Source organism: Sphingomonas sp. TZW2008 (assembly GCF_002117915.1).
GTDB lineage: Bacteria > Pseudomonadota > Alphaproteobacteria > Sphingomonadales > Sphingomonadaceae > Sphingomonas.
In genome coordinates this window covers 140653-165900 of record NZ_BDJB01000011.1, presented here as the reverse complement: position 1 = coordinate 165900, position 25248 = coordinate 140653, and the positions used below count along the sequence as shown (strand labels likewise).

At 69.8% G+C, this 25248-nt stretch carries 24 protein-coding genes; 18 read left to right on the top strand and 6 right to left on the bottom strand.

Annotation, left to right across the window (positions count from 1 at the left end):
* The 4 genes from B7L05_RS14245 to B7L05_RS14230 form a co-directional block, all read left to right on the top strand.
* Window positions 1–196, top strand: a 196-nt coding sequence (locus B7L05_RS14245; RefSeq protein WP_144037303.1) for a hypothetical protein, incomplete at its 5' end; no start/stop codon positions are given.
* Window positions 197–424: 228 nt separating this feature from the next.
* Window positions 425–1177, top strand: a complete 753-nt coding sequence (locus tag B7L05_RS14240) for a TetR/AcrR family transcriptional regulator (protein ID WP_218776030.1) — start codon at window positions 425–427, stop codon at window positions 1175–1177.
* Window positions 1178–1233: 56 nt separating this feature from the next.
* The gene (locus B7L05_RS14235; RefSeq protein WP_085810940.1) at window positions 1234–1443 is read left to right on the top strand and encodes a hypothetical protein; all 210 of its coding nucleotides are present in this window, start codon (window positions 1234–1236) and stop codon (window positions 1441–1443) included.
* Between the two features lie 368 nt (window positions 1444–1811).
* Window positions 1812–2240: a hypothetical protein gene (locus B7L05_RS14230; RefSeq protein WP_256926756.1), complete on the top strand. Its 429-nt coding sequence runs from the start codon at window positions 1812–1814 to the stop codon at window positions 2238–2240.
* A gap of 18 nt (window positions 2241–2258) precedes the next feature.
* On the opposite strand, the gene B7L05_RS14225 is transcribed toward B7L05_RS14230, so the two are convergent.
* Genes B7L05_RS14225 through B7L05_RS14215 form a run of 3 tightly spaced genes read right to left on the bottom strand, consistent with a single transcriptional unit; the run spans window position 2259 to window position 6072 of the window.
* Window positions 2259–3392: a DSD1 family PLP-dependent enzyme gene (locus B7L05_RS14225; RefSeq protein ID WP_256926755.1), complete on the bottom strand. Its 1134-nt coding sequence runs from the start codon at window positions 3390–3392 to the stop codon at window positions 2259–2261.
* Window positions 3389–4651 (bottom strand): D-arabinono-1,4-lactone oxidase, encoded by a 1263-nt coding sequence (locus B7L05_RS14220; RefSeq protein ID WP_085810961.1) that lies wholly within the window; start codon window positions 4649–4651, stop codon window positions 3389–3391. The genes B7L05_RS14225 and B7L05_RS14220 overlap by 4 nt, the downstream gene beginning before the upstream one ends.
* The gene (locus tag B7L05_RS14215) at window positions 4648–6072 is read right to left on the bottom strand and encodes an amidase (RefSeq protein WP_085810939.1); all 1425 of its coding nucleotides are present in this window, start codon (window positions 6070–6072) and stop codon (window positions 4648–4650) included. Before B7L05_RS14215 ends, B7L05_RS14220 begins: the two co-directional genes overlap by 4 nt.
* A gap of 109 nt (window positions 6073–6181) precedes the next feature.
* Between B7L05_RS14215 and B7L05_RS14210 the strand changes: the two genes are divergently transcribed.
* From B7L05_RS14210 to B7L05_RS14195, 4 genes are all read left to right on the top strand, one after another.
* Window positions 6182–6391: a hypothetical protein gene (locus tag B7L05_RS14210; protein WP_085810938.1), complete on the top strand. Its 210-nt coding sequence runs from the start codon at window positions 6182–6184 to the stop codon at window positions 6389–6391.
* A gap of 38 nt (window positions 6392–6429) precedes the next feature.
* The gene (locus B7L05_RS14205) at window positions 6430–6732 is read left to right on the top strand and encodes a YciI-like protein (protein WP_085810937.1); all 303 of its coding nucleotides are present in this window, start codon (window positions 6430–6432) and stop codon (window positions 6730–6732) included.
* 76 nt (window positions 6733–6808) lie between these two features.
* Window positions 6809–9463: a M1 family metallopeptidase gene (locus B7L05_RS14200; protein WP_085810936.1), complete on the top strand. Its 2655-nt coding sequence runs from the start codon at window positions 6809–6811 to the stop codon at window positions 9461–9463.
* Between the two features lie 43 nt (window positions 9464–9506).
* Window positions 9507–10595 (top strand): NADH:flavin oxidoreductase, encoded by a 1089-nt coding sequence (locus B7L05_RS14195; protein WP_085810935.1) that lies wholly within the window; start codon window positions 9507–9509, stop codon window positions 10593–10595.
* Between the two features lie 7 nt (window positions 10596–10602).
* Here B7L05_RS14195 and B7L05_RS14190 read toward each other — a convergent pair whose 3' ends face one another.
* Window positions 10603–12102, bottom strand: a complete 1500-nt coding sequence (locus B7L05_RS14190; protein ID WP_085810934.1) for a GGDEF domain-containing protein — start codon at window positions 12100–12102, stop codon at window positions 10603–10605.
* A gap of 189 nt (window positions 12103–12291) precedes the next feature.
* Here B7L05_RS14190 and B7L05_RS14185 point away from each other — a divergent pair, with 189 nt between their 5' ends.
* The 9 genes from B7L05_RS14185 (at window position 12292) to B7L05_RS14145 (ending at window position 21783) form a co-directional block, all read left to right on the top strand.
* Entirely contained in the window at window positions 12292–13758 is a 1467-nt protein-coding gene (locus tag B7L05_RS14185) for an MFS transporter (protein WP_256926754.1), read from the top strand.
* A gap of 72 nt (window positions 13759–13830) precedes the next feature.
* Window positions 13831–15030, top strand: coding sequence for an acyl-CoA dehydrogenase family protein (locus B7L05_RS14180; protein ID WP_218776029.1), 1200 nt, complete (start codon window positions 13831–13833; stop codon window positions 15028–15030).
* A 22-nt stretch (window positions 15031–15052) separates the two neighbouring features.
* A complete protein-coding gene (locus B7L05_RS14175; RefSeq protein WP_085810932.1) occupies window positions 15053–15421 on the top strand; it encodes an EthD domain-containing protein in 369 nt (122 codons plus the stop codon).
* Window positions 15422–15477: 56 nt separating this feature from the next.
* On the top strand, window positions 15478–16578 hold the full coding sequence (locus B7L05_RS14170; RefSeq protein ID WP_085810931.1) for an acyl-CoA dehydrogenase family protein: 1101 nt from the start codon (window positions 15478–15480) through the stop codon (window positions 16576–16578).
* Window positions 16579–16595: 17 nt separating this feature from the next.
* Window positions 16596–17411, top strand: a complete 816-nt coding sequence (locus B7L05_RS14165; RefSeq protein ID WP_085810930.1) for a transporter — start codon at window positions 16596–16598, stop codon at window positions 17409–17411.
* Window positions 17412–17463: 52 nt separating this feature from the next.
* Window positions 17464–17871: a PilZ domain-containing protein gene (locus tag B7L05_RS14160; RefSeq protein ID WP_179187230.1), complete on the top strand. Its 408-nt coding sequence runs from the start codon at window positions 17464–17466 to the stop codon at window positions 17869–17871.
* Between the two features lie 111 nt (window positions 17872–17982).
* Window positions 17983–19503 (top strand): hypothetical protein, encoded by a 1521-nt coding sequence (locus tag B7L05_RS14155; protein WP_085810928.1) that lies wholly within the window; start codon window positions 17983–17985, stop codon window positions 19501–19503.
* A 64-nt stretch (window positions 19504–19567) separates the two neighbouring features.
* Window positions 19568–20230, top strand: coding sequence for a bifunctional 2-polyprenyl-6-hydroxyphenol methylase/3-demethylubiquinol 3-O-methyltransferase UbiG (locus B7L05_RS14150; protein WP_085810927.1), 663 nt, complete (start codon window positions 19568–19570; stop codon window positions 20228–20230).
* An 80-nt stretch (window positions 20231–20310) separates the two neighbouring features.
* Entirely contained in the window at window positions 20311–21783 is a 1473-nt protein-coding gene (locus tag B7L05_RS14145) for a UbiA family prenyltransferase (RefSeq protein ID WP_085810926.1), read from the top strand.
* Window positions 21784–21799: 16 nt separating this feature from the next.
* Here the strand turns inward: B7L05_RS14145 and B7L05_RS14140 are convergent, their stop codons facing one another.
* Entirely contained in the window at window positions 21800–23140 is a 1341-nt protein-coding gene (locus B7L05_RS14140; protein ID WP_144037302.1) for an O-antigen ligase, read from the bottom strand.
* Between the two features lie 192 nt (window positions 23141–23332).
* The gene (locus tag B7L05_RS14135; protein WP_085810924.1) at window positions 23333–24724 is read right to left on the bottom strand and encodes an RNB domain-containing ribonuclease; all 1392 of its coding nucleotides are present in this window, start codon (window positions 24722–24724) and stop codon (window positions 23333–23335) included.
* Between the two features lie 75 nt (window positions 24725–24799).
* Between B7L05_RS14135 and B7L05_RS14130 the strand changes: the two genes are divergently transcribed.
* Window positions 24800–25177, top strand: coding sequence for a hypothetical protein (locus B7L05_RS14130; RefSeq protein ID WP_256926752.1), 378 nt, complete (start codon window positions 24800–24802; stop codon window positions 25175–25177).
* Window positions 25178–25248: the final 71 nt, after the last annotated feature.

The window sequence follows — 25248 nt, the reverse complement described above, 5'->3', positions numbered from 1 at the left end:
CTACGAGCAGGTCAACGCGCAGATCCAGCTCAACGGCATGGACGAGCGCTGGTTCGTCCGCGGCTTCGTGCAGAACGTGTTCGACAATAACGCGACGACCGGCCTGTACCTCACCGACCAGTCGTCGGGCTTGTTCACCAATATCTTCACGTTGGAGCCACGCCGCTACGGCATCGCCGCTGGCTTCAAATTCTGATCGCGTGTCGGCCGGTCCGTTTCGACGGGCCGGCCGGCAGCCTTCAGCAGGAGGTTTGTTCGGGCCTCCGACGGGTACGTGGCACCCTGCGGCCGATCGCGGCGCAGGGAACGCCCGAACCATGCGGGCGCCCTAGCGCCGCACCAGAGATCCGCCCGCGACGCGCATCCCGACGCCCTCCTGGCATGTCAACGACAGCTATCGTTATCCAACGTGAGCGGGGCCGACATGACCAAGACCGACACGAAATCCGTGCCGCACGATCCTAAGGCGAAGCACCACACCGCGACGATGGACCGGATCCTCGATGCGGCGGAGGAGCTCTTCTCGCAGCGCGGCCCCGAACACGTCATGCTCAAGGACGTCGCCGAGCATGTCGGCGTCCACAATTCGCTGCTGCGCTATTATTTCCGCGACAAGCAGGACCTGTTCGACGCTGTCGTCGCACAGCGCACGCCGATCACCAGCGAACGGCGCATGGCCACGCTGCTCGCCTATGAGCGCGATCACGCGGGCGACCTGACGCTCGAGGGCATCCTCCACGCCTATCTCGATACCGACGCTGACGGCTCGTCGTGCAGCGACCGCGGCTGGCGTCATTTCGGGGCGCTGGGCGCGCGGATGAGCGAGCCGCGGTCGCCCGGTGAGGCGGTGATTGACGCGCATTTCGATCCCGTCATGCTGCGGCTGATACGCTTGCTGAAGAAGGCGCTGCCCGGCTGTAACAACGAAGACATACTGTGGGGCTGCCACTTCATGTCGGGCGCGCTGATGATCACGCTGTGCGGCACCAGGCGGCCGGTGCCGGTGGCAGGCGGGAATTGCGCCGACTATGACATGGCGGACGCCAAGGAGCGGCTGATCGCGTTCGTTGCGGGTGGGCTTCGTGAGACGTGCGACGCGCGCGGTGCAGCGCGACGCCGCACGCGGCCGCGTCGCCCGGCCGCTAACGCCGAACCTGCCGCGCTGCCGTCGCGCTGATGCCGAGCGCCGCGTATCCATGACTTGGATAACGGCGGACAGTGGCGGAATATTAGATGCGCGGCGCGCTCGAAGCGCAGACCAGCAATTGCGATCCGAAGGGCTGCATGGGGATCATCAATTCGGTGGCGCGCGGCGCCGAAGCCGAGTCGATCCGGACCGACGTGATCGCACGGCGCGCCTCGTTGCAGGCGCTGTTGGTCGAGCGCTTCGAACAGGCGCGTCGCGACGGCGATCTGCCCGCGAACGTCGATCCGGCGGGCTGACGAGCTACCTTTATGCGCTGCGGCAGGGCATAGCGATCCAGGCGAGATCAGGCGCTTCGCGCGCACATCTCGAGCGGCTGAGCGATACCAGCATGGCAGTGTGGCCGAGCCGCTGAGCCGGCTGCAGGGAAATAAATACCGCTTGGTACGAATAACGATTGACGGGTTCGCCCTCCGCTTCTATACCGTTTGGTATAGAAGATGATCGCACAGCAAGTCGGCATCTTCGCTTCGTCACCTGCCGCCCGGTAACGCGCGGCAAGCTCAACGCAGCGTCGCGCGAGACGCCGTGCCGCCCGCTGCCTTTGCGGGCGACGCGGACAGGCTCGTGAACGCCGCCACCCGGTCGGGTGCCGCTGCGCGGCGCGATGGCCGCCGAACGAAAGGGTATCCGCATGGCCTATCTTGCCTTTGCCGAAGGGGACGCCGTCGGCGGCCAGGTCGCTCACACGATCGCGCCGAACGCGCCGGCCGCCCCCGGCACGCTGACCTCGCTCGAATGGTTGGTGGTCGCATTGGCGAAGAACGATCGGCTGTCCTCGCTGCGCACGCCCGGCCGGCTCTCGACCGCGCTCGGCACCGTCTTCGGCATGCGCCCCAATCCGCGGCTGGCGGACGAGCGGCTCGAGGCACTGCGCCGGATCGCGGTGCTGAGCTGGCATCACGGCTATGTCGTCGAGGGTCGCGAAGTGGAGCGCTTTCGCGCCGCCGGCTTCACCGACGCGCAGTACGAGCAGGTCGTCGACAGCATCGGCGCGGACCAGATGGCGCAGCGCAAGGAGCGGTTCCGCCACTGAAAGGCGTTATTCGTCGGCTTACGCCGAGCGCCCCCGCGCCGTCACCGGCCAGATCGCGAGGAGCGTGTCACCGCTGACCACGTGATAGGCGTCGTATAGGTTGACGGTGGGATCGCAGTGCGGCGTCGCCATCGTTACGCGGCGACCCAGTTCTGGCAATCCGCTACCGATCAGCGCGCCCTGCTCGTCGCCCATGAAGCGGTAGCGCGCCTGCGCCCCGGCGATGACGGGCGGGGCGCCGGCCTCGGTCGCGAACGCCTTCAATCCCGCATCGATCGTCACCATCCCGGCCGCATTGGCGCTGATGACGCGCGCGTCGACCATCAGCGCGGTCTCGAACGGCGGCGTGCCGCTGCCGTCGATGTCGCAATCGGCATATTCGCGGTCCATGAAGATGTACGAGCCGACCTGTAGTTCGGTAAGCACACCGAGTTCGGCGTCGATTGCGTGGCTTCCCGTGCCCGCGCCCGTCACCACCGGCGGCGAAAGGCCCGCTGCCGCCAGCGCGTCGAGGCAGGTGGTGAGATAGGCGGTACGTTCGGCGATCGCGGCGTGCCGGTCGGCGAAGCCTGCGACATGCTGCTGCGCGCCGCAGTAGAATTGCACCCCGCCGTAGCGCAGCGACGGCCTCTCAGCGATCCGCTGCGCCAGCGCGACCGCCGCCTCGGGCGAGGCGACGCCGGTGCGGTGGATGCCTGGGTCGATATCGACGAGAACGGTAATCGGCGGTCCGCCCGCCGCGGCGATGGCAAGCGCGTCGACCGGGTCGGGATGATCCGCCACGATGCTGAGCCACGACGTTCGCCGCGCCAGCGCCGCGAGCCGCGCGATCGTCGGCGCGGTAACGATGGGCGACGTAAGGTGCAGGCCGTCGATCCCCTCGTCCGCGAGTGCCTCTGCCTCGCCCAGCTTGGCGCAACACAGCCCTACCGCCCCCGCCGCGCGTTGCGCGCGCGCGATGTCGGCGCTCTTGTGCGACTTGGCATGGGGGCGCAGCGCAAGGCCGTGCGTCCGTGCGAACCGGGCCATGCGATCGACGTTGCGGTCGAACGCGTCGCGATCGAGGATCAGCGCCGGCGTGTTGAGCAGCTCGCGCGACCCCGGCTGGCCGATCAGCGCGCCGTGCAGACGCTCGCTGTACGTCACCGTCACAGCGAGAAATCGAATAGCTGGCGCAGGTGGTCGTTCATGAACTTTGCCTCCGGATCGACCTGACGGCGGACTGCGCCGAACGCCTCCGCCTTGGGATACAGTCGGCACACGTCGCTGCTCGTCAGCGTGTGGCGCTTCGCCCAGTGCGGGCGCCCGCCATGCGCGCGGAACACCGCTTCGAGCTCGGCAAAGTGCGGCCGCCACTCCATCGGCGCGTATTGGTGGACCGAGATCGACGCGCACGGGCCGGCGTGGAACGGCGACAGCCAGATGTCGTCGCCAGCGACCATTCGGAACTCGAACGGGAAGATCAGCGGCATCCGGCGGCGGCGCAGCAGCGCCAGCGCCTCGCGCAGCGCGGCGACCGCGTTGGCGACGGGCAGTTCGTATTCCATCTCCTCGAACCGCACGTTGCGATCCGACGGGAAGATGCGCCACGCCGGGCCGACGCGCTGCGTCGGGCTGCCGATGCGCGAGATCACGCGCTGGATCATCGGCACCGTGCGCGGCGCGGCGGCGGCGAGATCGCAGCACGCCTGGAACACACGATCGCTGCCCTCCTCTTGCGAAAGATCGGCGGGGGTGGTGGGATGCAGCGTCTTGAAGGTGACGCTGTCGGCATAGGGGAAGAGGAAGAATTCCATGTGCCGCGTCGCCAGCGCGAGATCGGCGATCCGATCAAGCACCTCGGCGAGCGGCCGGCGCTCGATCCGCTCCTCGAGGTGCAGCGCGGGCAGCACCGCGATTTGCACGCGCGTCGCGATGCCGGTGAGGCCGAGCGACAGGCGTTGCGCCTGAAACAGATCGGGCGTGGTCGCCGCGTCGCAATCGACGATGCTGCCGTCCGCCAGCACGAGGCGAAACGCCTGCGCCAGCGTCGCGAGCGACCCGAGATCACGCCCCGTGCCGTGCGTGCCGGTGGCGAGCGCGCCGCCGAGCGACTGCGGATTGACGTCACCCTGGTTTGGCAGCGACAGCCCTTGCGCCCACAGCGCCTCCGTCAACCGCTTGAGGCTCCAGCCCGCCGGCGCGTCGACCGTATGGCGATCGGGCGCGACGGTCAGCTCGCCGTCCATGTCGTCGAGCGACACCAGCGTGCCCGTCGTCTCGCATAGCGGCATGAACGAATGCCCCGCCCCCGTCACGCGCACCTGCCGCGCGTCGCGCACGACTGCCGCAAGCTCGGCCTCGTTGCGCGGGCGGGCGATCGCGGCGGGATGCGCGACGACGCTGCCCGACCAGTTGCGCCATTCGCTCATGCCCACACCTGCGGCCGGCGCTGCGCCCAGGGCAGCTCCTTCTCGAGTTGCCCGGCGAGCCGGTACAGCGTTCCCTCGTCGGCATAGCGCGCGGTGAACATCATGCCGATCGGCAGCCCGCCCGCGCTCATCCCCAGTGGCAGCGACAGCGACGGCTGGCCGGTGAAGTTGAACAAGGCGGCGAAGGGATAGAGCGCGATCTGCCGCTTGCCGATCTCGCGCGGGGTGACAGTCGCGGGATCGCTGAACCCGATCGGCGGCGGCGGCATGCTCATCACCGGCGTCAGATATACGTCATAGGGCGCGAAGCGCTGCAGCACCCCGCGCGTCAGCTTACGCAGTTCCTGATAACCCCAGAACGCCTGTTCGCCCGTAACCTGGCGCGCGCCCTGCAACGCGGCCCAGGTCATCGGTTCAAGCTCGTCCTCGCGCGGCTCGCGGCCGACGCAATCGATCACGCGCCGCATGCCGGCGGCGAAATTGGCGGCGGAAACGGGCGCCCGCGCCCGCGCGATCGCGCGATGGTCGGCGCCCAGGCTCTCCTCGCGCACGTCGTGGCCGAGCGCGGCGAGCGTCTGGGCGGTATGCGCGAGCACGGCGGCGACTTCGGGATCGATCGGATTGCCGGTCGGCGTCTCGGGCGACCAGCCGATACGCAGCCGCCCCGGCCCGCGCGCGACGTCGTCGAGATAGCTGCCGTCCTTCGCCGGGAGGGCATAGGGCGATCCGGGCTCGGGAATGCCGGTCGCGTCGAGCATCGCGGCACTGTCGCGCACGCTGCGCGTCACCACATGGTCGACGCAGAAGCCCATCGCATAGTCGAAGCCGTCGGGCAGGTTGGACACGCGGTCGCGCGTCGGCTTCATGCCGACGAGGCCGCAGCACGCGGCGGGGATCCGGATCGAGCCGAGCCCATCGGAGGCATGTGCCATCGGCACGATCCCCGCTGCGACCGCCGCCGCCGACCCGCCCGACGAGCCGCCCGCAATATGCCCCGGATCCCACGGGTTGCGCGTCGCCCCGAACAGCGACGTCTCGACATTGCCGATGATGCCGTATTCGGACGACGCGCCGCGGCCGAGCATGACGACGCCGGTCTCGCGGTAACGCCGCGCGAGGCCGCTATCCTCGGCATCGATCACGTCGGCGCAGAAGCGGCTGCCGCTGGTATTGCGCCAGCCCTCAACGGCGATGCCGAAATCCTTGACCAGGAACGGCACGCCCGCGAACGGTCCATCGGGCAGCCGCCCCGCAGCAGCCGCCCGTGCGCCGTCGAAATCGCGATGAACGACCGCGTTGATCGTACCGTCGAGCGCCTCGGTCCGCGCGATCGCGGCGTCGACGAGTTCGGTGGCGGAAACGGCTCGCGTCCGCACCAGCTGTGCGAGGCCCAGCGCGTCGTGCGACGAATAATTCTGCATTGCCGCTCCTACCGTCTCTTTTCGCGCCATGCTGGGCGCAAATGCCGGGCGGGGCAACCATCGCCTGCGGCGTTGACCGCCCCGGCTTCCCGGCGCACGAGGACGCGCGATGAGCAAGAGCAAGGGCCGCACCGGTGCACATGCGCGCGCCAACATCCAGCCGCCACCGACCCCGGCCGAACTCGACGCTGCGCGACGCGAGATCGCGCAGATCGAGGGCAAGCTGGCCGACATCGCGGCGGGCCATCCTTCGGTGAAAACGTGGAAGGCACGGCTGCGCACCGCGCAGGCGGTGGTCGCCCGCGCGCCCAAGGCATGAGGCAAGCGTTCGGCGGCATGGTCGGGTAATAGCGCAGCATGGCCCACTTCCTCCTCCACTACGATCTGGCACCCGATTACCTCGCGCGGCGCGGCGCCTTTCGCGACGCGCATCTCGCGCTCGCGTGGGAGGCGGCGGCGGCGGGGCGGCTGATCCTGGGCGGCGCGGTCGGCGATCCGGTGTCGTTTTCGCTACTGCTGTTCGACGGTGCGGCGAGCGCCGCGGCGTTCGCGGCGGCCGATCCCTATGTCATCGAGGGGATCGTCACTGGCTGGCGCGTCATGCCTTGGACTACGGTGGTCGGCGACGGGGCGGCAACGCCGCTGCGGTCGGCGGGATAACGGCACCCCACGCGCGACGCTTGTCGCTGCCGGCGCACCGGCCTAACCCCTGCGACCGTACGATCACGGAGCTTCCATGCGCGCCTTCCTGCTTGCGACCGCCCTTTCCTTCGTCGGCACCGCCGCCGGCGCGCAGAATGCCCCCGCCCCGCGCGCGAACGCCATCGTCGCTGATCCCGCTGCACCCAAGGGCCGGTTGTCGGATGCCGCGATGCCCAAGGCGTATCGGCTCGACTTCACGATCCAGCCGGCGAAGACCGGCTTTTCCGGCCGTGGCGAGATCGACGTCGCGCTGAAGGCCGCGACGCGCCGGCTCTACCTCCACGGTCGCGATCTGGCGGTGAAGGCGTCGGCGCGCGTCGGCGGCCGGATGATCCCGGCGACCTTCACGCAGGTCGACAAGACGGGCACCGCGCGGCTCGATTTCGCGCAGGAACTGCCTGCCGGCGCGGTGACGCTGGTGTTCGACTGGACCGGCAGCTTCGGCGACAGCGCGTCGGGGCTCTACCGCGTCAAGGTGGGCGAGCAATGGTATAGCTGGACGCAGTTCGAATCGATCGACGCGCGCGCCGCCTTCCCGAGTTTCGACGAGCCTGGCTTCAAGACGCCATTCACCGTCTCGATCACCACCGATCGCGGCAGCAAGGCGGTGAGCAACGCGCCCGAAACCGGCGTGACGCCCGACGGCGCGCTCGAGAAGCACCAGTTCGCCGCCACCCGCCCGCTGCCGACGTATCTCGTCGCGCTGGTGACGGGGCCGTTCGTCCACGCGACGGGCACCGTCCCGCCGACGCCCGAGCGCACCCAGCCGCTGCCGCTCGGCGCGGTGCTGACGCAGGCGCAGAGGGACAAGACCGGCTATGTGATGGCGGAGACGCCGCGCATCGTCAGCCTGCTCGAGAAATATTTCGGTGCGCCCTTCCCCTTCCCCAAGCTCGATCAGATTGGCTCGCCGATCATGCCCGGCGCGATGGAGAATGCCGGCGCCGACATCTACGGCGACGGAATTATCGCGCTCGCCCCCGATGCGCCGGTGTCGCAGAAGAAGCTGTTCGGCATGGTCGTCGCACACGAGCTCGCGCACCAGTGGTTCGGCGATCTCGTCTCGCCCGTGTGGTGGGACGATCTGTGGCTGAACGAGAGCTTCGCGAACTGGATGGGCTTTCGCATCGGCGGCGAGTGGCGGCCCGAGCTCAACATCGGCGTCGGCGGCCTCGAAGAGGGCTTCTCGGCGATGAACACCGATTCGCTCACCGTCGGGCGCCCGATCCACGAGCCGATCCGCGAAAATGCAAAGATCGATTCAGCGTTCGACGGTATCACCTACGGCAAGGGCGGTCATGTCATCGCGATGATCGCGGCGTATCTCGGCGACGAGAAGTTCCGCGATGGCGTACGCCTCCACCTCAAGCGCCACGCCTATGGCAGCGCGGCGACGGCGGACTTCTTCAAGAGCCTCGCCGATGCGGCGCAGGACCCGCGTGTGGTGACGGCGATGCAGAGCTTCGTCGACCAGCAGGGCGTGCCGCTGATCTCGCTCACCCGGCAGGGCGGCAGGATGGTTGCAACGCAATCGCGCTACACCTTCATCGGCCAGGCGCCGCAGCCGACGCGCTGGACGGTGCCGTTCTGCTACCGCGTCGGCGAGGCGCGCAGCTGCCAGCTGATCGACGGCGCGACCGCGACGATCGACGTGCCGGCGGGCAATGCCGCGCTGATGCCCAATGCGGGCGGCAACGGCTATTACCGGTTCGACATGCCGGCGGCGGACTGGGACCGGCTGATCGTCGGCTTCGCGCAGCTCTCGGGGGCAGAGGCAATCGCGGCGAGCGACAGCCTGTGGGCCTCGTTCCGCGCCGGCCGCACGGACGCGGCGCGCGTGCTCGCGGGCACGGTGGCGATGGCGGGCAACGCCGATTCGAACGCCGCGCTCGACGGCGGGCAGCGGCTCGCCGGGATGCACAGCCGCGGGCTGATCCCCGCTGCCGCGCTGCCGGCCTATCGCGCCTTCCTCGATCGCACCTACGCGCCGCGGCTCGCCGCGCTCGGCTTCGATCCCGCGGCGGGCGCCCATGCTGGCGACGACCCCGACCGGCAAAAGCTGCGCGCCGACACCGTCGCGCTGCTGGCGGGCGAGGCGGAGGACAGGGCGCTGCTGGCGAAGCTCGCCGCGGCGGCGGAACGCTACCTCGGCGGCGACAAGGCGGCGCTGGACGCGACCTATCTCGGCGACGGCTTCGGCGCGGTGGTGCAGCAGGGCGGCCTCCCCGCGGCGAAGCGGATCATGGAGGCGGGGCTCGCCAGCGAGGAGCCGGTAATGCGCGACGCGGCCTTCGCCGCGGTGGCGGACAGCGGCCAGCCGGCGATCGCGACCTGGGCGCTGGCGCTCAACGATCCGCGGCTGCGCACGCTCGATCGCGCCAACCTCATCCAGCGGCTCGCGCTGGCGCCGGGAACGGCGACAATGACCGGCGATTGGTTCATCGCCAATATCGACAAGGTGCTGGGCAGCGCGAACGGGATTTTTGCCGGGCGCGTCGCGCGCGCCTTCGCGACGCAGTGCGGCGTCGACCGCGCGGCGCAGATCGACGCCGCGATCGGCGCGCGCATCCGTGCCGACGGCAACGGCGTGCTTGATTACGAGCGCACGCTGGAGAACATCCGGCTGTGCGGCGCGCTGCGCGATGCCAAGTCGGCCGAACTCGGCACCGCGCTGCGGCAGGCGAAATAGCCGAAGCAGCGCCGCCTCCTTCAACGACGATTCGGAGACACCCATGCCCGTCGACACGCTGTTCGAGCCGCTCGCCCTCACGCGCGGCCCCGCGATGAAGAACCGTTTCATGCTGGCGCCGCTGACCAACCAGCAGAGCCATCCCGACGGGCGGCTGTCGGACGAGGAGCATCGCTGGCTGACGATGCGCGCGACCGGCGGCTTCGCGGTGACGATGACCGCCGCGGCGCACGTGCAGGCGGTGGGACAGGGCTTCGCCGGGCAGATCGGCGCGTTCGGCGACGAGCATCTGGAAGGGCTGACGCGGCTCGCCGACACAATTCGTGCCGAAGGCTCGATCTCGTCACTGCAATTGCACCACGCCGGCAATCGCTCGCCCGCCGAGCTGGTCGGCACGCCGGTCTGCCCGTCGGACGATCCCGAAACGGGCGCGCGCGGGCTGACGCTCGCCGAGGTCGAGCAGGTGCGCGACGATTTCATCGCCGCGGCACGGCGTGCGGACCAGGCCGGGTTCGACGGCGTCGAGGTGCACGGCGCGCACGGCTATATCCTCGCGCAATTCCTCTCGCCCGAGATCAACCGGCGCGACGATCGCTATGGCGGCAGCCTGGAGAACCGCGCGCGCATCGTGTTCGAGATCGTCGACGGCATCCGCGCGGCGTGCCGCCCCGATTTCCAGATCGGCGTGCGCCTGTCGCCCGAGCGCTTCGGATTGAAGCTGCTCGAGATCCGCGACGTCGCCGCGCGACTGCTGGCAGACGGCAAGATCGACTTCCTCGACATGTCGCTGTGGGACGCGGCGAAGGAGCCGCACGAGGACGAGCACAAGGGCCGGTCGCTGATGAGCTTCTTCACCGATCTGCCCCGCGGCGACGTGCGGCTCGGCGCGGCGGGCAAGATCATGAGCGCGGCGGACGCCGCGGCGGCGATCGATGCTGGCTGCGACTTCGTCGTCATCGGCCGCGCCGCGATCCTGCGCCACGATTTCCCCAAGCGCGTCGCCGCTGACCCGAACTACACCTCGCCGCCGACGCCCGTCAGCGCGCAGCATCTGCTCGACGAGGGGCTGAGTCCGCTGTTCGTCGACTACATGCGCAACTGGGCCGGGTTCGTCGAGCCGAAGGCGGCCTGACGCGGCCTCACGCGGCGCACGTCAGGGGCATGGCGGCTGCCGGGCTCGGCGCCGCGTTCGGCCGATCGCTGGCGACGCACCATTCAATCCGGTCGCGCCCACCGTCCTTGGCGCGATACAGCGCCTGATCAAGGCGGTGGAGCAGATCAGGCGCGGCGCGGCGCCCGGCGGGCAGGTAGCACGCGCCGATGCTCGCCGTCGCCGCGATCGGCGCGCCGCCCCAGATCGCCGGCCGATCGGCGATCGCGGCGCGCAGCCGTTCCGCCGCATCCTCCGCCGCGCGCGCGTCCTCGACGTCGATCACCAGCCCGAACTCCTCGCCGCCGAGCCGACCCACTACCGCATCGGGCGGGCAGCAGCCGCGCAGCGTCGTCGCGAAGCCGCGCAGCACCGCATCGCCGGCGAGGTGGCCGAAGCGATCGTTGATCGCCTTGAAGCGATCGACGTCGAGCCACAGGATCGCGAGCCCCGTGCGGCCGTCGCGCGCGGCGGCGAGCCGTGCCTGCAGGTCGATCTCGAACGCGCGACGATTGAGCAGCCCCGTCAGCCCGTCGTGATCTGCGGCGTGGCGCAGCTGGCGCATCAGATCGTCGCGCACCGCCACTGCGCTGCCGATGGTCAGCGGGATAAGCACCAGGAACGCGACGGTGACGCGGACGGACACCACCATATGCGGGACCGCCATGTCCTGGCCGATGTCAATCAGGCCGAGCCCGATCATCGTCAGATAAAAGGTGCCGAACGCCGTCGTCATCACCGCGGTGACCGGCACCAAATAGGTCAGTGCGCACCACAGCAGCGCGGGCACGGGGAAGACGATGCTGCCCGGCCCGTCGAACAGCACGGCCGCGGCGCACGAGGCGGCGAGCAGCAGCGCGGGGCACAGGTCGGCGACGCTGTGGAGGCGCGCGCGCGCGATCCAGCCGGGTCGGACGGTCAGCAGCGCGGGCAGGACGACCATGTAGTTGACGAGCTCGCTTGCCGGCCAGGTCTGCAGCGCCTGGATCATCGACCCGCCGAACTCGATCCGGACGAGCAGCGCGCCGCACAATCCGGCGGCGATGCTGCCGGGCAGCAGGCAGGCGAGGATGCGCAGCACCGCGTGCGAGCGGCGCAGGCTGAGATCGGCCGCGGACAGGCGCGCGAGGAGCAGCGCGGCGACGAGCGCGCTGACGACGTTGGTCGCGGCGAAGAACAGCGCGAGCGTCAGCGGCCGGCCGAACACGAGGTCCGCCGCGACGAAGCCGATGGCCGCCGCCGCATAGCCCGGCAGCGAGAACAGCCGCCGATCGCGCAGCGCGAGCCCGACGAGCACCGCGTTCGCCGGCCAGAAGGATACCGAAAAGGCGTGCCGCGACGCGAGGCCCAGCATGCTCGCGGCGAACACGGCGAGGCCGAGCAGCACGAACGCGAGCGGCCGGCCGGCGGGGCGGCGCGGCGCGGTGACAGGCGGATCCGGGCGATCGTCGGCACGCAGCCGGGCCCAATCGTGTGTCGCGCGGAACATGGCGCCCTGCGTAGAAGATGTTGCGTAAACAAGGGGTAACGATACTGTCGCTTCTGTCGGAGGGGGCGACGTTGCGACGCCGATCCGCGCCGCTAGACGCAGGCGCTGGCGCTCGCCCACGGAGTGCGCCACGATGGCGTCGCGACGCGGCCCGGCAGGAGGCTGCGCGCGCATGAGAGGATCACGCGCTTGACCGTACCGACCCCCGTCGACGTCCTTGGCCCCGCTTCTGTCGTCGCCCCGCCGATCGCGTCGGGCGAGGCAGGTGATGCGCGGCTCAACCGCGGCGGCGTCGCCTGGTCGATCTTCGAGGGCGGACGCGACCCCTATGTGATCCTCATCACGATCTACATCTTCATGCCCTACGTGTCGGCGACGATGGTCGGCGATCCGGTGCGCGGGCAGGAGCTGATCTCGCGTTTCCAGCAATATGCCGGCTGGATCGTCATGGCGACCGCGCCGATCCTCGGCGCGTCGATCGACAAGATCGGGCCGCGCAAACCATGGTTGGCGGCGAGCGTGGCGCTGATGGTGCCGCTGATCGCCGCTCTGTGGTTCGCCGCACCGGGCAGCGTCGGGCTCACCGTCGCGGCGACGATGACGATTGCGCTCGCCGTCAATGTCCTGTTCGCCTGGTCGGAGGTGCTCCACAATTCGATGCTGATCCGCGCCGCCGGGCTACGCAGTGCACACGCCGCCTCGGGGCTCGCGCTGTCGCTCGGCAATGCGGCGTCGGTGCTGGCGCTCGGCTTCACCGCCTGGGCCTTCGCGCTGCCAGGCAAGGTCGACTGGTGGTGGGTGCCCGAAGCACCGCTGCTCGGCATGAACCCCGCGATGCACGAGCCCGAACGCGTCGTCGCACTGCTCGCCGCGGCGCTACTCACGGTCGGCGCGCTGCCGCTGTTCCTCCTCACCCCCGATGCGCCGCGCACCGGCGTGCCGGTGCCGCGCGCGCTGCGTGAAGGGGTGCGCGATCTCGTCGCGATGGTGCGCACGGTGGGCAACTATCGCGACGCTGCGATCTTCCTCGGCGCGCGGATGTTCTTCTTCGACGGGATGAACGGCGTGCTGTTCTTCTTCGGCGTGCTCGCCGCGGGCGTGATGGGCTGGGGCGCGCTCGACCTGCTCATCACCGGCATCATCCTGAGCATCGTCGCGGTGGCGGGCGGCTTCGTCGGCCGGATCCTCGACGAGCGGATGGGGCCGCGCAACGCGCTGCGCGTCGAGATCGCAATGACGATCGTCGGCCTCGTCGCGCTGCTCGGCATGGCGCCCGATCGGATCCTGTATTTCTGGGCGTACGACGCCGCGGCGCATCCGCCGCTGTGGGACGGACCGGTTTACCGCACCTGGCCCTCGCTCATCTACCTGCTGATCGGGTTCAACAACGCGATCTTCATTACCGCGCAATATGCCTCCAGCCGCACCGCGCTGACGCGGCTCGCCCCGCCGAGCCAGACGGGCGCATTCTTCGGCGTCTACGCCTTGTCGGGCGTCGCCACCGCGTGGCTCGCGCCGGCGCTCGTCAACATCGGAACCCGCGTGACGCAGAGCCAGCAGGGCGGGTTCGCGAGCATCATCCTGCTGCTCGTGATCGGGCAAATCGGACTGATGTTCGTCCGCGGTGCCGGCCGCGATTCAATCCCCGGTGGTTAGGCCCGGCATGGTGACGGTATCGGATGTGACAATTGACGTTGCGGCAGGGGCGGAGGACGAACGGCCATGGACATGACGCTATCCCCTGACGAGCAGGCGTTCGCCGCCGACGTCCGCCGTTTCTTCGCCGAGGAATATCCGCAGGACATCCTGGCGCTGCTGCGCGACGGGCGGAAGCTGTCGCGTGCAGACCACGTCCGCTCGCAGCAGGCATTGAACGCCAAGGGCTGGCTCGGCGTCGGCTGGCCGGCCGAACATGGCGGGCCGGGGTGGACGCCGGTGCAGCGCTACCTGTTCGAGCAGGAGCTGGAGCTCGCCGGCGCACCGTCGATCATTCCGATGGCGGTCGTCTACATCGGCCCGATCATCTGCGCGTTCGGCACGCCCGAGCAGCAGGCGCACTGGTTGCCCGACATCCTGGAATCGCGCGCGATGTGGGCGCAGGGCTATTCGGAACCCGAGTCCGGCTCCGACCTCGCCTCGTTGCGGATGAGCGCGGTACGCGACGGCGACGATTACATCCTCGACGGCACCAAGATCTGGACGTCGGGCGCGCATTGGGCGGACTGGATCTTCTGCCTGGTGCGCACCGAAAAATGCCCGCGCAAGCAGGACGGCATCTCGATGATCTGCGCCGACATGCGGTCGCCGGGAATTACCGTCCATCCGATCATCACCATCGACGGCTCGCACGAGCTCAATCGCGTCGAGTTCGACCAGGTGCGCGTGCCGGCGAAGAACATGATCGGCGAGGCGGGCAAGGGCTGGCACTATGCCAACGTGCTGCTATCGGCCGAGCGCGTGTCCTACGCCCATGTCGGCCGCAAGCGCGCCGATTTGGCCGAGCTGCGCCGCGTCGCCGCGACGCTGCCCGGCGCGTTCGCCGGTACGATGGCGGACGAGCCGCTGTTCGCGCGCCGCGTCGCGCTGGCGGAGCTGCGGCTCGACGCGGTCGAGCTGTCGGTGTTGCGCGTGCTGTGCGGCGAAGCGGCGCCCGCGGCGGTATCCGCGCTCAAGATCGCGTGTACCGAGCTCGCGCAGGAAATCACCGAATTGTGGGTCGAGCTCGCCGGCGGCGATCGCATCGCGGTGGCGGATCGATCGCAGCCGGGCTGGCGCGACACCGTGCCCGAGGCGGCGCCGTTCGCCGTGCCGCGCACCGCCTCCTACCTCTTCGAGCGTGCGCAGACGATCTACGGCGGCGCGACCGAGATCCAGAAAACGATCGTGTGGCGCGCGCTCGATCGCGCCAACGCCGCGCTGTCGCGATGAACGGCATCCGAGGGGGAATGCGATGATCAAGCTGATCTTCTGCCTGCGTCGGCGCGAGGGCATGACCCGTGCCGATTTCCAGGCTTATTGGCGTGACCATCACGCGCCGCTCGTCGCCTCCTTTGCCGAGGTGCTGCGGATCCGCGGCTATGTGCAGAGTCACAGTTTCGACGATCCGCGTCTCGCCGCGACGGCGGACGCCCGCGCGTGCGTCGTGCCGCCGTACGACGGCGTCGCCGAGCTGCACTTCGACAGCGTCGAGGATATCGTCGCGACCGGGGCAAGCGCTGAGGCGCGCGAGGCGGGGCGGCGGCTGCTCGAGGATGAGGCGCGGTTCATCGATCTCGCCAATTCACCGCTCTTCTGGGTGAACGAGCACCGTATCGTCTGATCCGTTCCGCTCGACGCAGCGGACCACATCACGCGCGACAAGGGAGGCGCGGCGCCATGGATTTCACCTTCACCGCCGAACAGGAGCAGCTGCGCGCCTCGCTCGGCAGCTATCTGCGCGATCGACACGGTTTCGCCGCGCGGCAGGCTTCGGTCGCGGGCGACACGGGGCGTGATCCCGCGCTGTGGCGCGATCTGGCCGAGCGGCTCGGCGTGCTAAGCCTCGGCGCCGCCGACGCGCCCGACCCGTTCGACGTGTTCGTCGTGATGCATGAATTGGGCGTGGCGCTGGTCGGCGAACCGTTTGCCGAGACGGCGGTGACCGCCGCCTCACTGCTGCGCGCGGCCAGCGGTGCACGCGCGAAGGAGCTGCTAAGCGGGATCGCCGCCGGCACGCAGATCGTCGTCTTTGCGGGCCATGAGGCCGGCATGCGGCTGGCCGGTGCGCCGCGCGCGACGACCGCCACGCGCGACGGTGACGATTGGCGGCTCAACGGCGCCAAGGCGGCGATCGTCGCGGCGCCCTGGGCCACCATGTTGCTGGTCAGCGCGTCGACGCCCGCCGGGCCGTCGCTGTTCGCGGTCGCGCCCGATGCCGCCGGGCTGTCGATCCACGCCTATCGCACGATCGACGGGCGCCGCGCCGCCGATCTCAGGCTCGACGGCGTGCGCGTGCCAAGTGACACGCTGCTCGGCAACGAGGGCGGCGCGCTGCCCGCCATCGAGGCCGCCGCCGACGCGACCATCGCCGCAGCGTGCGCCGAGGCGCTCGGCGTGATGCGCCGCATCCTCGACGATACGATCGCCTACACGCGCGAGCGGCGTCAGTTCGGCCAGCCGATCGGCGACTTCCAGGCGGTGCAGCACCGAATGGTCGACATGTTCATGAAGATAGAGATGGCGACGTCCGCCACCTATCGCGCGACGATGATGCTCGATGCGCCCGCGGCCGAGCGCGCGCGCGCGGTGTCGGGCGCCAAGGTGCTGGTGGGCGACGCCTGCCGCTTCGTCGGCCAGAACGGCGTGCAGCTGCACGGCGGCATGGGAATGACCGAGGAACTCGCCGTCGGGCATTATTTCAAGCGCGCGACGGTGATCGAGGGGATGCTGGGGACGAGCGACGATCATCTCGCGCGCGCCATGGCGCTCGCCGGCTGACGTAGGGGTGACGCGCCGTGACGAACCGATGGTCGATAGCAGGCGGCGCGCTCGCGATCCTGCTGGCGTGGTGCGCCGCGGCGCCGGCACGCGCGCAGGAGCGCGATTACTGTGCGGCGCGCCCCGGTCTGGGCACGCCGGCGTGCACCATGGCGCCCGGCCGCGTCTCGGTCGAGCTAGGCATCGCCGACTGGCAGAGCGACGATACCGGCGGCGTGCGCGACGATCTCATCACCCTCGCCGAGACGCAGCTACGCATCGGACTGAGCGAAACGAGCGAGGCGATAATCGGCTGGGCGCCGTTCGGCCACCAGCGTACGCGCGATGCCGCGTCGGCCGTCGTGACGCGCGAAAGCGGCGTCGGCGACGCCTATCTCGGCTTCAAGGCCAATCTCGCCAATCCGGACGGCAGCGGCTTCTCGATCGCGGTGCAGCCGTTCGTGACCGTGCCGATCGGGAGCGCGCCGATCGGCGCCGGCGATTGGGGTGCAGGCATCCTCGTTCCCGTCAGCTACGACATTAGCGACGCGCTCAAGCTCGAATTCACCGGCGAGGCGGACGCCGCGCCGGATGCCGACGGGCACGGCCGACACGCCGCCTACAGCGGGACGATAGGGCTCGACGTCGTGTTGAGCGACGCGGTCGAGACGACGGTCGAGGTGCAGGGTCTGCGTGACCGCGATCCGACACAGCGCGCGACACAGTGGCTCGGCGCCGTGTCGTTCGACTGGAAACCCACCGACGATCTGCAGCTCGATGTCGGCGCCAATCTCGCGCTCGATGCCGATGCGCCGGACGCGGAGATCTACGTCGGCATCGCGCGCCACTTCTGATTGGGCGGCAAGCCTTGCCACCTCGGCAGCGGCGATCCAGATAGAGACGGCGATGATCGACCGCGACGATCCGAACCCCGGCGCCGATGCTGGCCGCCTGCCCCGCGCGCCCCGCCAGCGCGTGATGCTTAACGCGACAATCGAGCGGTTCGGCGGGGGGCCGGCGACGCAGCATCGCATCCGCGACCTGTCGAGCGGCGGTGCGCGGATCGATCAGGCCGGTGATCTGCGCGTCGGCGCGACGGTGCTCGTGTCGGTCGGCGCGCTCGCCGCAGTCGGCGCAACGGTAAGCTGGGTCCGCGACGGCACCGCCGGCCTCCAGTTCGCCGAGCAGATCGATCCCGAAGCCGCGCGCGCCAAGGCCGCGATCGCGCCCCGCCCCAAGGATGCCGGCGCAACGCGTGAGGGGCCCAAGGTCGGGTGGATCCCCAACCTCAACAATCCTTACGCCCGGCGCTGAGGCGCGCGCGAAGCTGCAACCGCGCTGACGCTTCGGCGCCGGCCCGCCCCCGACTTTCCGTCCCCCGCCGTGTCTGGTAGCGCACACCCGTCACGCAACTCTGGGACTTCAATGATCATTCACGCGCGAGCCGCCCGTCCGCGCGCGGCGATCATCACGATTGGCGGGATAGCGCTGGCGCTGCTCGTCGCGCTGCTCGCGATCGACCGTCAGGCCTATTGGATGGATGAACTTGGCACGTGGAGCTACGCGCGCGCCGCCAATCTGCCCGCTTGGATCACCCGGTTCCTCGCGATCGACAATTCGGACGGCCAACTGCCGGCGTACCATTTCCTGATCTTCCTGTGGAGCCGCCTGTTTGGGGTGGAGGAAGCGGCGCTGCGCAGTCTCAACGCCGTGTTCCTAGCCGGCACTGTGGCAGCTATCCTGCGTAGCGAAGCGCTCGCGCGTCCGGTGCGGTTCGCGTGGTGCGCGCTGCTGCTGATCAGCTGCTTCACCTGGGCCTATCTCAACGAGGCCCGCCCCTATGTCATGCTGATGATGGGAGCGACGTTCCTGCTGCTCGCCCTAGCCTGGGCCGGACGCTCGGCAGACGAACCGCGGGCGGCGGATGCCGCGCTCCTTTGGCTGGTGCTCGGCGGGCTCGTCAGCTTCGCTGCGTCGCCGGTGGCGGCGCCGCTCGTCATCGCCGCGGTGATCGGCGCCACCGTGCTCGCCGGGCGACGCGTGATGCCGCTGGTGCCCGGGCTGCTGCGGCGGCATATCCTGCTGATCGTTATCTGCGTCGCGCTTGCCGCGCTGCTCGCCGGGCTCGTGCTGTACAGCATGGCAAAGGGCGCGACCCCCGAGCTCGGCAACAAGACTAGCGCCGCGACACTTATTTACGGCGCGATCGAGGTGCTCGGCGGCGCGGGGCTGGCGCCCGATCGCGACGCGTTGCGCCAAGCAGGGATCGGCGCGATCGCCGGCTGGCAATGGGCGGCGCTGTCTGCGCTGGCGATCGGCGCCGCGGTTCTGACGGCGCAGGCGTTGCGCTCGTCGCATCGGCGGCTCGTGGCGTCGGTGCTAGCGGTAACCGTCGTTTCGATTCTCGGCGTCGCGATCGGCGGGATCGCGATCGGGTTTCGCGTCGTCGGCCGCCATATCGCCTTTGCCAGCCCGATGCTGCTGCTCGTCGTCGCGATCGGCATGGTCGAGGCGCGCGCACGCGCAACGCGGCTCGCGGCGCTGCTTATCGCTGCGACGATGCTGTTGTCCACCGCGGTGTTCCACGTGTCCGATCGTCACGGCAAGGACGAGACGCGCGCGGCGGCGGACGCGATGGCGCGGGTGCGCGCCGCCGGCGGCCGCGGCTGGTGGATCGGCACCGCGCTGGTGCGCGACCGCCTTGCGGTGCCGACGATTTCGCTCCACGCCGCGATGACGCCCGCCGGTCGCGGCGCGGCAATGATCGCGGCGACCGCGACCGAGGACTGGCGCGTGCTCGCGCCGCGACTGCCGCCGCCGCAGGCTATGCTGGTCGAGCGGCCCGAGACGGTCGACGCGGACGGGTTCTTCCGGCGGCTGGCGCAGCGCCACGGCCTCGTCGTCGCACGGCGCCTGCGCGGTTACGTCATCTACTCCGCGCGCTAGACCGGCCCCCGGCCTTTGCGCCGACGCCCCCCGGTGGTACGACGATAGGGATTGGGGGATAGCAATGCGCACCGACCTAGATCGACCGGCGGCGATCGCCGCAGTCGCCCGCGACCTGTATCGCAACGCGTCACCCGCACCGCGCGCGCTGCAGAGCCTGCGGCCGTTTATCTGCCCTTTCGAGGCGCTACTGCCTTGGGTGCCCGAGCGCGGCCGGATGCTGGATATCGGGTGCGGCGCGGGGCTGTTCCTCGGCCTCGTCGCGCAGGCGCGGCCGCAGATCACGGCGATCGGTTTCGACGCGAGCCGCGGTGCGATCGCCGCCGCGCAGCAGATGGCGCTTGAGCATTTCGGCGACGAGCGCATCGACTTCCGCTACAGCGCGGTCGAGGAAGCGTGGCCGGCGAGGCCGTTCGACGCGGTCAGCATCGTCGACGTGCTGCACCACATTCCCGTCGACGGCCAGCGCACGGTGGTCGAGCAGGCGCTGGCGCACGTCGCGCCCGGCGGCGTGCTGATCTACAAAGACATGGCCGATCGGCCGCTGCTGAAGGCCGGATGGAATCGCCTCCACGACCTCGTCATGGCGCGCCAGTGGATCCGCTATCGTCCGATCGAGGAGGTACGCGCATGGGTCGAGCAGGCAGGCGGCACGGTGATCCACCGCGCGGCGCGATCGATGGGCCCTTATGCGCACGAACTGCTTGTCGTCCGCCAGGCAACGTAAGCGGGTAGTATTGGCTTACAGCATCGCCCGGTAAGCCGCCAAACCGAGCCCCGCCCCCTCCTTTGCCGCTGGAGCCTTGAGTGCCGACTACCGCCGCGCCAACGCCAGGTCCGATTCCGCTGTGCGTCGATCTCGACGGCACGCTGGTGCGCACCGACATGCTGCATGAATCGGCGATGCTCCTGCTGCGCACCGCGCCGATCGCCTTCGCTCGTACAACCGCGCGGCTGTTCCAGGGGAAAGCAGCGACGAAGCACTGGATCGCTGATCGCATCCGCTTCGAAGCCGCGCACCTACCCTATCGCCGCGACGTGCTGGCATTGATCGACGAAGCGCGCGCGGAGGGGCGACCGATCGTCTTGGCGACGGCCGCCGCACCGCAGATCGCGTCGGCGATCGCCGACCATCTGGGTGTGTTCGACGAGGTGTTGAGCAGCGACGCGGCGACGAACCTGTCGGCGGAGGCCAAGGCGGCGCGGCTGGTGGAGCGGTTCGGCGAGGGCGGGTTCGATTATGTTGGCAACGATTACGCCGATCTGCCGGTATGGCGCCACGCGCGGCGCGTGATCGTGGCATCGAACGACGGGCGCCTGCACCGCCGCGCCGCCGCGGGGCGGGACGCCGTCGACCGGTTGGCAACCGACGGCTCGGCGTGGGCGGCCTATGCACTGGCGCTGCGGCCGCATCAGTGGCTCAAGAACCTGCTCGTCTTCGTTCCCCTGCTTGCCGCGCAGCAGATCACCAATATGGACCTGCTCACGAGGGCGACGCTCGCCTTCGTCGCGATCTGCGCCGCAGCGTCGTTCGGTTACGGCGTCAACGATCTGCTCGATCTCGAGGCCGATCGCCGCCACGCGCGCAAGCGGCACCGGCCCTTCGCATCCGGCGCCCTGTCGATTGCCGCCGGCATCCGGCTTGCCGTCCTGCTGCTCGTCGCGGCTATCGCGCTTTGCCTCGTGCTGCCGCCTGTCTTCGCCGCGGTCACCGGTCTGTATCTCGCCATCACGCTCGCCTATTCGATCCGGCTCAAGCAGCAGGTGGTGCTCGACGTCATTCTGCTCGCCGGGCTCTACACCATACGCATCATCGCCGGCGCGGCGGCGACGGGGATCAAGCCGTCTTTCTGGCTGCTCGCGTTCTCGATGTTCATCTTCCTCAGCCTCGCGGTGGTGAAACGCTGCACCGAGCTGCGCGCTGCCGGCACCGGCGAGGGCGGCGGGGACGGCGACATGCTGGCGGGGCGCGGCTACACGCCGGCGGACCTGCCGGTGCTGATCGGCGTCGGCACCGGCAGCGGGCTCGTCAGCGTGCTGGTGCTCGCGCTCTACGTCGAGAGCCAGTCAACCGAGCGGCTCTATCCCGCGTCCGTCTGGCTATGGCTGATGCCGCCGACGATGCTCTACTGGGTCACGCGATTGTGGATGAAGACGCATCGCGGCGAGGTGCACGACGATCCGGTCGTGTTCGCCGCACGCGATCCGCAGAGTCTTGCGATCGCGGCACTGTTCGCGTTGATTTTCACTGCGGCGGCCAAGCAGCTGACGTTCTGGTAGGCCGACGTGCGCGGCGTCACGCCGGCCGGCGCGTATCTCCCGCAACCGCCGCGGTCGTCTTCCACAGCAAGGCGATCGCGATCATCAGGAACACCTGCCCCTGCAGGTCGCGATCGAACAGCGAGGATTCGGTGAAGTTGTGGCCGAGGCTGAAGAACAGCATCGCCGCGCCCAGCACGCGCGCGGGATGATCGCCGCCGCGCAGCAGGCGCTGCAGCGGCCAGACGAGCGTAGCGAACAGGATCAACAAAAGGCCGATCGCGCCGACCTGGACGAGCATGTCGAGATAGCCGTTGTGCCCCTGCGACACCTCGCCCGCCCACTTTTCCGCATACATCTTCATCGGACCGTCGGGGCCGACGTCCCACAGCGAGCCGTAACCGACGCCGAGCAGCGGCTGATCGACATAGGCCTTGATCAACCCCGTCCAGATCTGCGTCCGGCCGGTGAAGGCGGCAGGATCGCTGACCATCTCGAGATAGGGCGTCGCATCGATCGCCATGCCCAGGCAGACGATCGCGAACGGCACGATGGCGATCCACGCCCACCCGGGAGCAGCGAGCCGCCGCTGCCCCTTCACCGTCGCGAGATAGGTGAACAGCGCGCCGACGAGGATCGCGAATACGCCGATACCCATCGACGTCTTGGACTGGCTTTGGATCAGGAAATTCACCGCGGCGAGCACGACGACGATCCGGACGATCAGCAGCGGGCGCCCTTGCGGCGTATTCCACGCGGGGAAGCCGGCGCCAATGGTGAACACGATTGCCGTCATCGCGCAGGCAAAGCCGACGAAGTTCTTCTGCCCCATCACCCCGCGCCACGTGTTGGTGACGCCTTCATAGACGTCTGGATCGAGCCCAGTCGCCGGAAATAGGAACACGGCGAAATAGTTGGCGACGAGCAGTAGCGCGAGCAGGACGTGGAGGATGTTGAGGAGGCGGCTGACCGCGATCTCCCGCACCAAAGCGAGCAGCGACCAGGCGACGATCGTCGTCAGTACCAGCCGCCGCAAGCCGGCACCCGGGTACAAGGCCCAGCTCAAGCTGAACCAGCACCAGCCGAGCGAGAGAAGCAGCGGCCATGGCACGACGAGCAGCGCCTGCGGGTTACGCCACGGACGGAGCGCGACGATCGTCGTGGCGAGGACCGCGAGGTAACCGATCTGCCGCAGCTGCGCGAGCGCGGGATCGGCTTCGCCCGCCGCCCACGGCCCCGACAGGCACAGGATCATCAACACTACGAACGCCGCCTGCGCCGCGAGCTCCGCCCAGCGCGGCCGCTTGTCGCGCCGCACGGTGCGCGCGCGCGACACGCGCGCCAGGCGAAAGGCTTCGGGCGCCGCGGGCGTATCCATATCGGTCATCCATCCACCAGGATCGTCGATCGCGCGGGAACGATGCGGCGACAGGCGCCGACCAGACCGCACCGCACGCGCTGCCGCGCTTGGCCGGATCTGCGATCCCCGCACCGCCGGCCGCTCGCCGGGCTTATGCGCGGGGATAAGGGCTGGCTCGGCGCACTGTCAAAACTTATCCGTTTCGCGTTGTCACGCAGCCGGAACCGGTTCGAAGTCGATCCGCCGGGCGTCGGGATCGGCGCGCGTGAGGCGGACCGTGATCGGGTCGCCGGCGGCGACATCCTCGGCCGCGACACGGGCGAGTACCGGAAGATCGCACAGCTGGATGCGCGCGCGGCCGCGATCGGCGTCGATGACGACCGCGCGGAACGTCTCGCCGATCCGGGGACGCAGCATCGCCGCCTCGGCGAGATCGAGCACCGCGCGATCGATCTGCCCCTGCCGTGCGCCCGCGCGGGCCATGACGGGCGGCAGCGTCTCGAACGCCGCCGCGATCGGCTCGGGCACCGCCCGGCCGTTGGCGAGCGCGAGCGCGGCCATCACCACGTAGCGGTCGGCAAGGCGCCGCAGCGGCGCCGTGGCATGAGCGTACGTCGCGCCCATCGCCGCGTGCCACGGCGTCTCGCCGGGGCGGAACGGCGTGTAGCTCGCGCCCGATCCCGCGCGGCGGATCGCGGTCATCATCGCCGCGTCGGCCGCACCGGTGGGCGAGAGCCCGCGCTCGAACGCGCGCAGCGACAGATCGGCCGGCCAGTCGATCCCGGTCGCTGCCGCGATCGCGCGCAGCCGCGCGACGGCGCTCGCATCGGGCTCGGGCATCGTGCGGAACAGTCCGGTGCGATGTGCGAGCAGCAAGTCTGCCACGGCGAGATTGGTCGCGAGCGACAGCGCGGCGTTGCGATCCTCGGACGCGAGCCGCGGGCGGAACGACAGCGTGAACCCGCCGTCCGCATCCGCTGCGACCTGTTGCTCGGGCGGATCGACGCGCGAGGCGCCACGCCGCGCCTCGGCCGCGGCGATACGGCGCGCAAGCTCCTCGAAGGTCGGCGGCAGGTCGCGTGGCTGCACCGTCGCATAAGCGAGCTTTGCGCGGCTGCGGATCATCGCGCGCTCGACGCCGTCGAGCGTCGCCGCACCGTCGGGCGCGACGCGGACGGCGAACACCACCGCGGGTCGCGGATCGCCCGGCAGTAGGCTCGCGGCGCGCTCGCCGATGATCGGGGGGTAGAGCCCAGCCTTGCCGTCGGGCAAATACATCGTCTCGCCGCGCTGCCACGCCTCCGCGTCGATCGCGTCGCCAGGCGTCACGAACCACGCGACATCGGCGATGGCGTAGCGCAGCAGCAGGTCGCCATTGCTCGGCTCGATCCAGAACGCCTGGTCGAGATCGGTCGAGGTGGCGGGATCGAGCGTGACGAACGGTACGTCCAGCCGATCGACGTGTTCCGCCGGCGGGCGGCGCACCGCAGCCTCGGCGGCGGCGAGCACGGCCGGCGGAAACGACGCGGGCACCTGAAATTCACGGCGAATCGCCGCCAGCCCGTTGACGAGCGCGCGGTCGGGATCGACTAAGGTCTTCATCGCGCCCACCTATACGCCGCCGCTGCATGACGAAAAGCGGGTGCATGGCGGGCAACGGCGGGAGCGCAAGGCGACATGACGACGAAGATGGCACCCGCAAACGCTGCCGCGCCGTGGGATGCGGCAGCGGTGCGGCGATGGCTCGACCGTCGCATCGTCGCGGCGCGCGCCGAGCAGGCCGTCGCCGCGCGCGGCGGCCGGCGCGAGGCGGACGACAGCGACAAGGCATCGGCCGAGGAGATGGTTGCGACGCTACTGACCGCGACCGACACCACCCGCGATCAGGCGACGTTCGCCGCCGCGATGCGCGCGCTGCTCGACCGCGATGACTATCACTGGCGCGGCGTGCACGACGACGATCGCTTCGATCGCCACGTCCGCGCCTTCCTGCGCAAGCTCGCCAAGATGACCAAGGCGAACGAGGGGTTCGACCGACTGTCGCGCTATCAGTGAGCCACACGGCGACGCACGAAAACGCATGATCGCCCGTGGTTCCGGCTATGCCGATCGTTGCGGTGCCGCCA

Coding starts and splice junctions, on each gene's coding strand:
- B7L05_RS14240 (WP_218776030.1), top strand. CDS start 425: ATGACCAAGACCGACACGAAATCCGTGCCGCACGATCCTAAGGCGAAG.
- B7L05_RS14235 (WP_085810940.1), top strand. CDS start 1,234: ATGCGCGGCGCGCTCGAAGCGCAGACCAGCAATTGCGATCCGAAGGGC.
- B7L05_RS14230 (WP_256926756.1), top strand. CDS start 1,812: ATGGCCGCCGAACGAAAGGGTATCCGCATGGCCTATCTTGCCTTTGCC.
- B7L05_RS14220 (WP_085810961.1), bottom strand. CDS start 4,651: ATGAGCGAATGGCGCAACTGGTCGGGCAGCGTCGTCGCGCATCCCGCC.
- B7L05_RS14215 (WP_085810939.1), bottom strand. CDS start 6,072: ATGCAGAATTATTCGTCGCACGACGCGCTGGGCCTCGCACAGCTGGTG.
- B7L05_RS14210 (WP_085810938.1), top strand. CDS start 6,182: ATGAGCAAGAGCAAGGGCCGCACCGGTGCACATGCGCGCGCCAACATC.
- B7L05_RS14205 (WP_085810937.1), top strand. CDS start 6,430: ATGGCCCACTTCCTCCTCCACTACGATCTGGCACCCGATTACCTCGCG.
- B7L05_RS14200 (WP_085810936.1), top strand. CDS start 6,809: ATGCGCGCCTTCCTGCTTGCGACCGCCCTTTCCTTCGTCGGCACCGCC.
- B7L05_RS14195 (WP_085810935.1), top strand. CDS start 9,507: ATGCCCGTCGACACGCTGTTCGAGCCGCTCGCCCTCACGCGCGGCCCC.
- B7L05_RS14190 (WP_085810934.1), bottom strand. CDS start 12,102: ATGTTCCGCGCGACACACGATTGGGCCCGGCTGCGTGCCGACGATCGC.
- B7L05_RS14180 (WP_218776029.1), top strand. CDS start 13,831: ATGACGCTATCCCCTGACGAGCAGGCGTTCGCCGCCGACGTCCGCCGT.
- B7L05_RS14175 (WP_085810932.1), top strand. CDS start 15,053: ATGATCAAGCTGATCTTCTGCCTGCGTCGGCGCGAGGGCATGACCCGT.
- B7L05_RS14170 (WP_085810931.1), top strand. CDS start 15,478: ATGGATTTCACCTTCACCGCCGAACAGGAGCAGCTGCGCGCCTCGCTC.
- B7L05_RS14160 (WP_179187230.1), top strand. CDS start 17,464: ATGATCGACCGCGACGATCCGAACCCCGGCGCCGATGCTGGCCGCCTG.
- B7L05_RS14155 (WP_085810928.1), top strand. CDS start 17,983: ATGATCATTCACGCGCGAGCCGCCCGTCCGCGCGCGGCGATCATCACG.
- B7L05_RS14150 (WP_085810927.1), top strand. CDS start 19,568: ATGCGCACCGACCTAGATCGACCGGCGGCGATCGCCGCAGTCGCCCGC.
- B7L05_RS14140 (WP_144037302.1), bottom strand. CDS start 23,140: ATGGATACGCCCGCGGCGCCCGAAGCCTTTCGCCTGGCGCGCGTGTCG.
- B7L05_RS14135 (WP_085810924.1), bottom strand. CDS start 24,724: ATGAAGACCTTAGTCGATCCCGACCGCGCGCTCGTCAACGGGCTGGCG.
- B7L05_RS14130 (WP_256926752.1), top strand. CDS start 24,800: ATGACGACGAAGATGGCACCCGCAAACGCTGCCGCGCCGTGGGATGCG.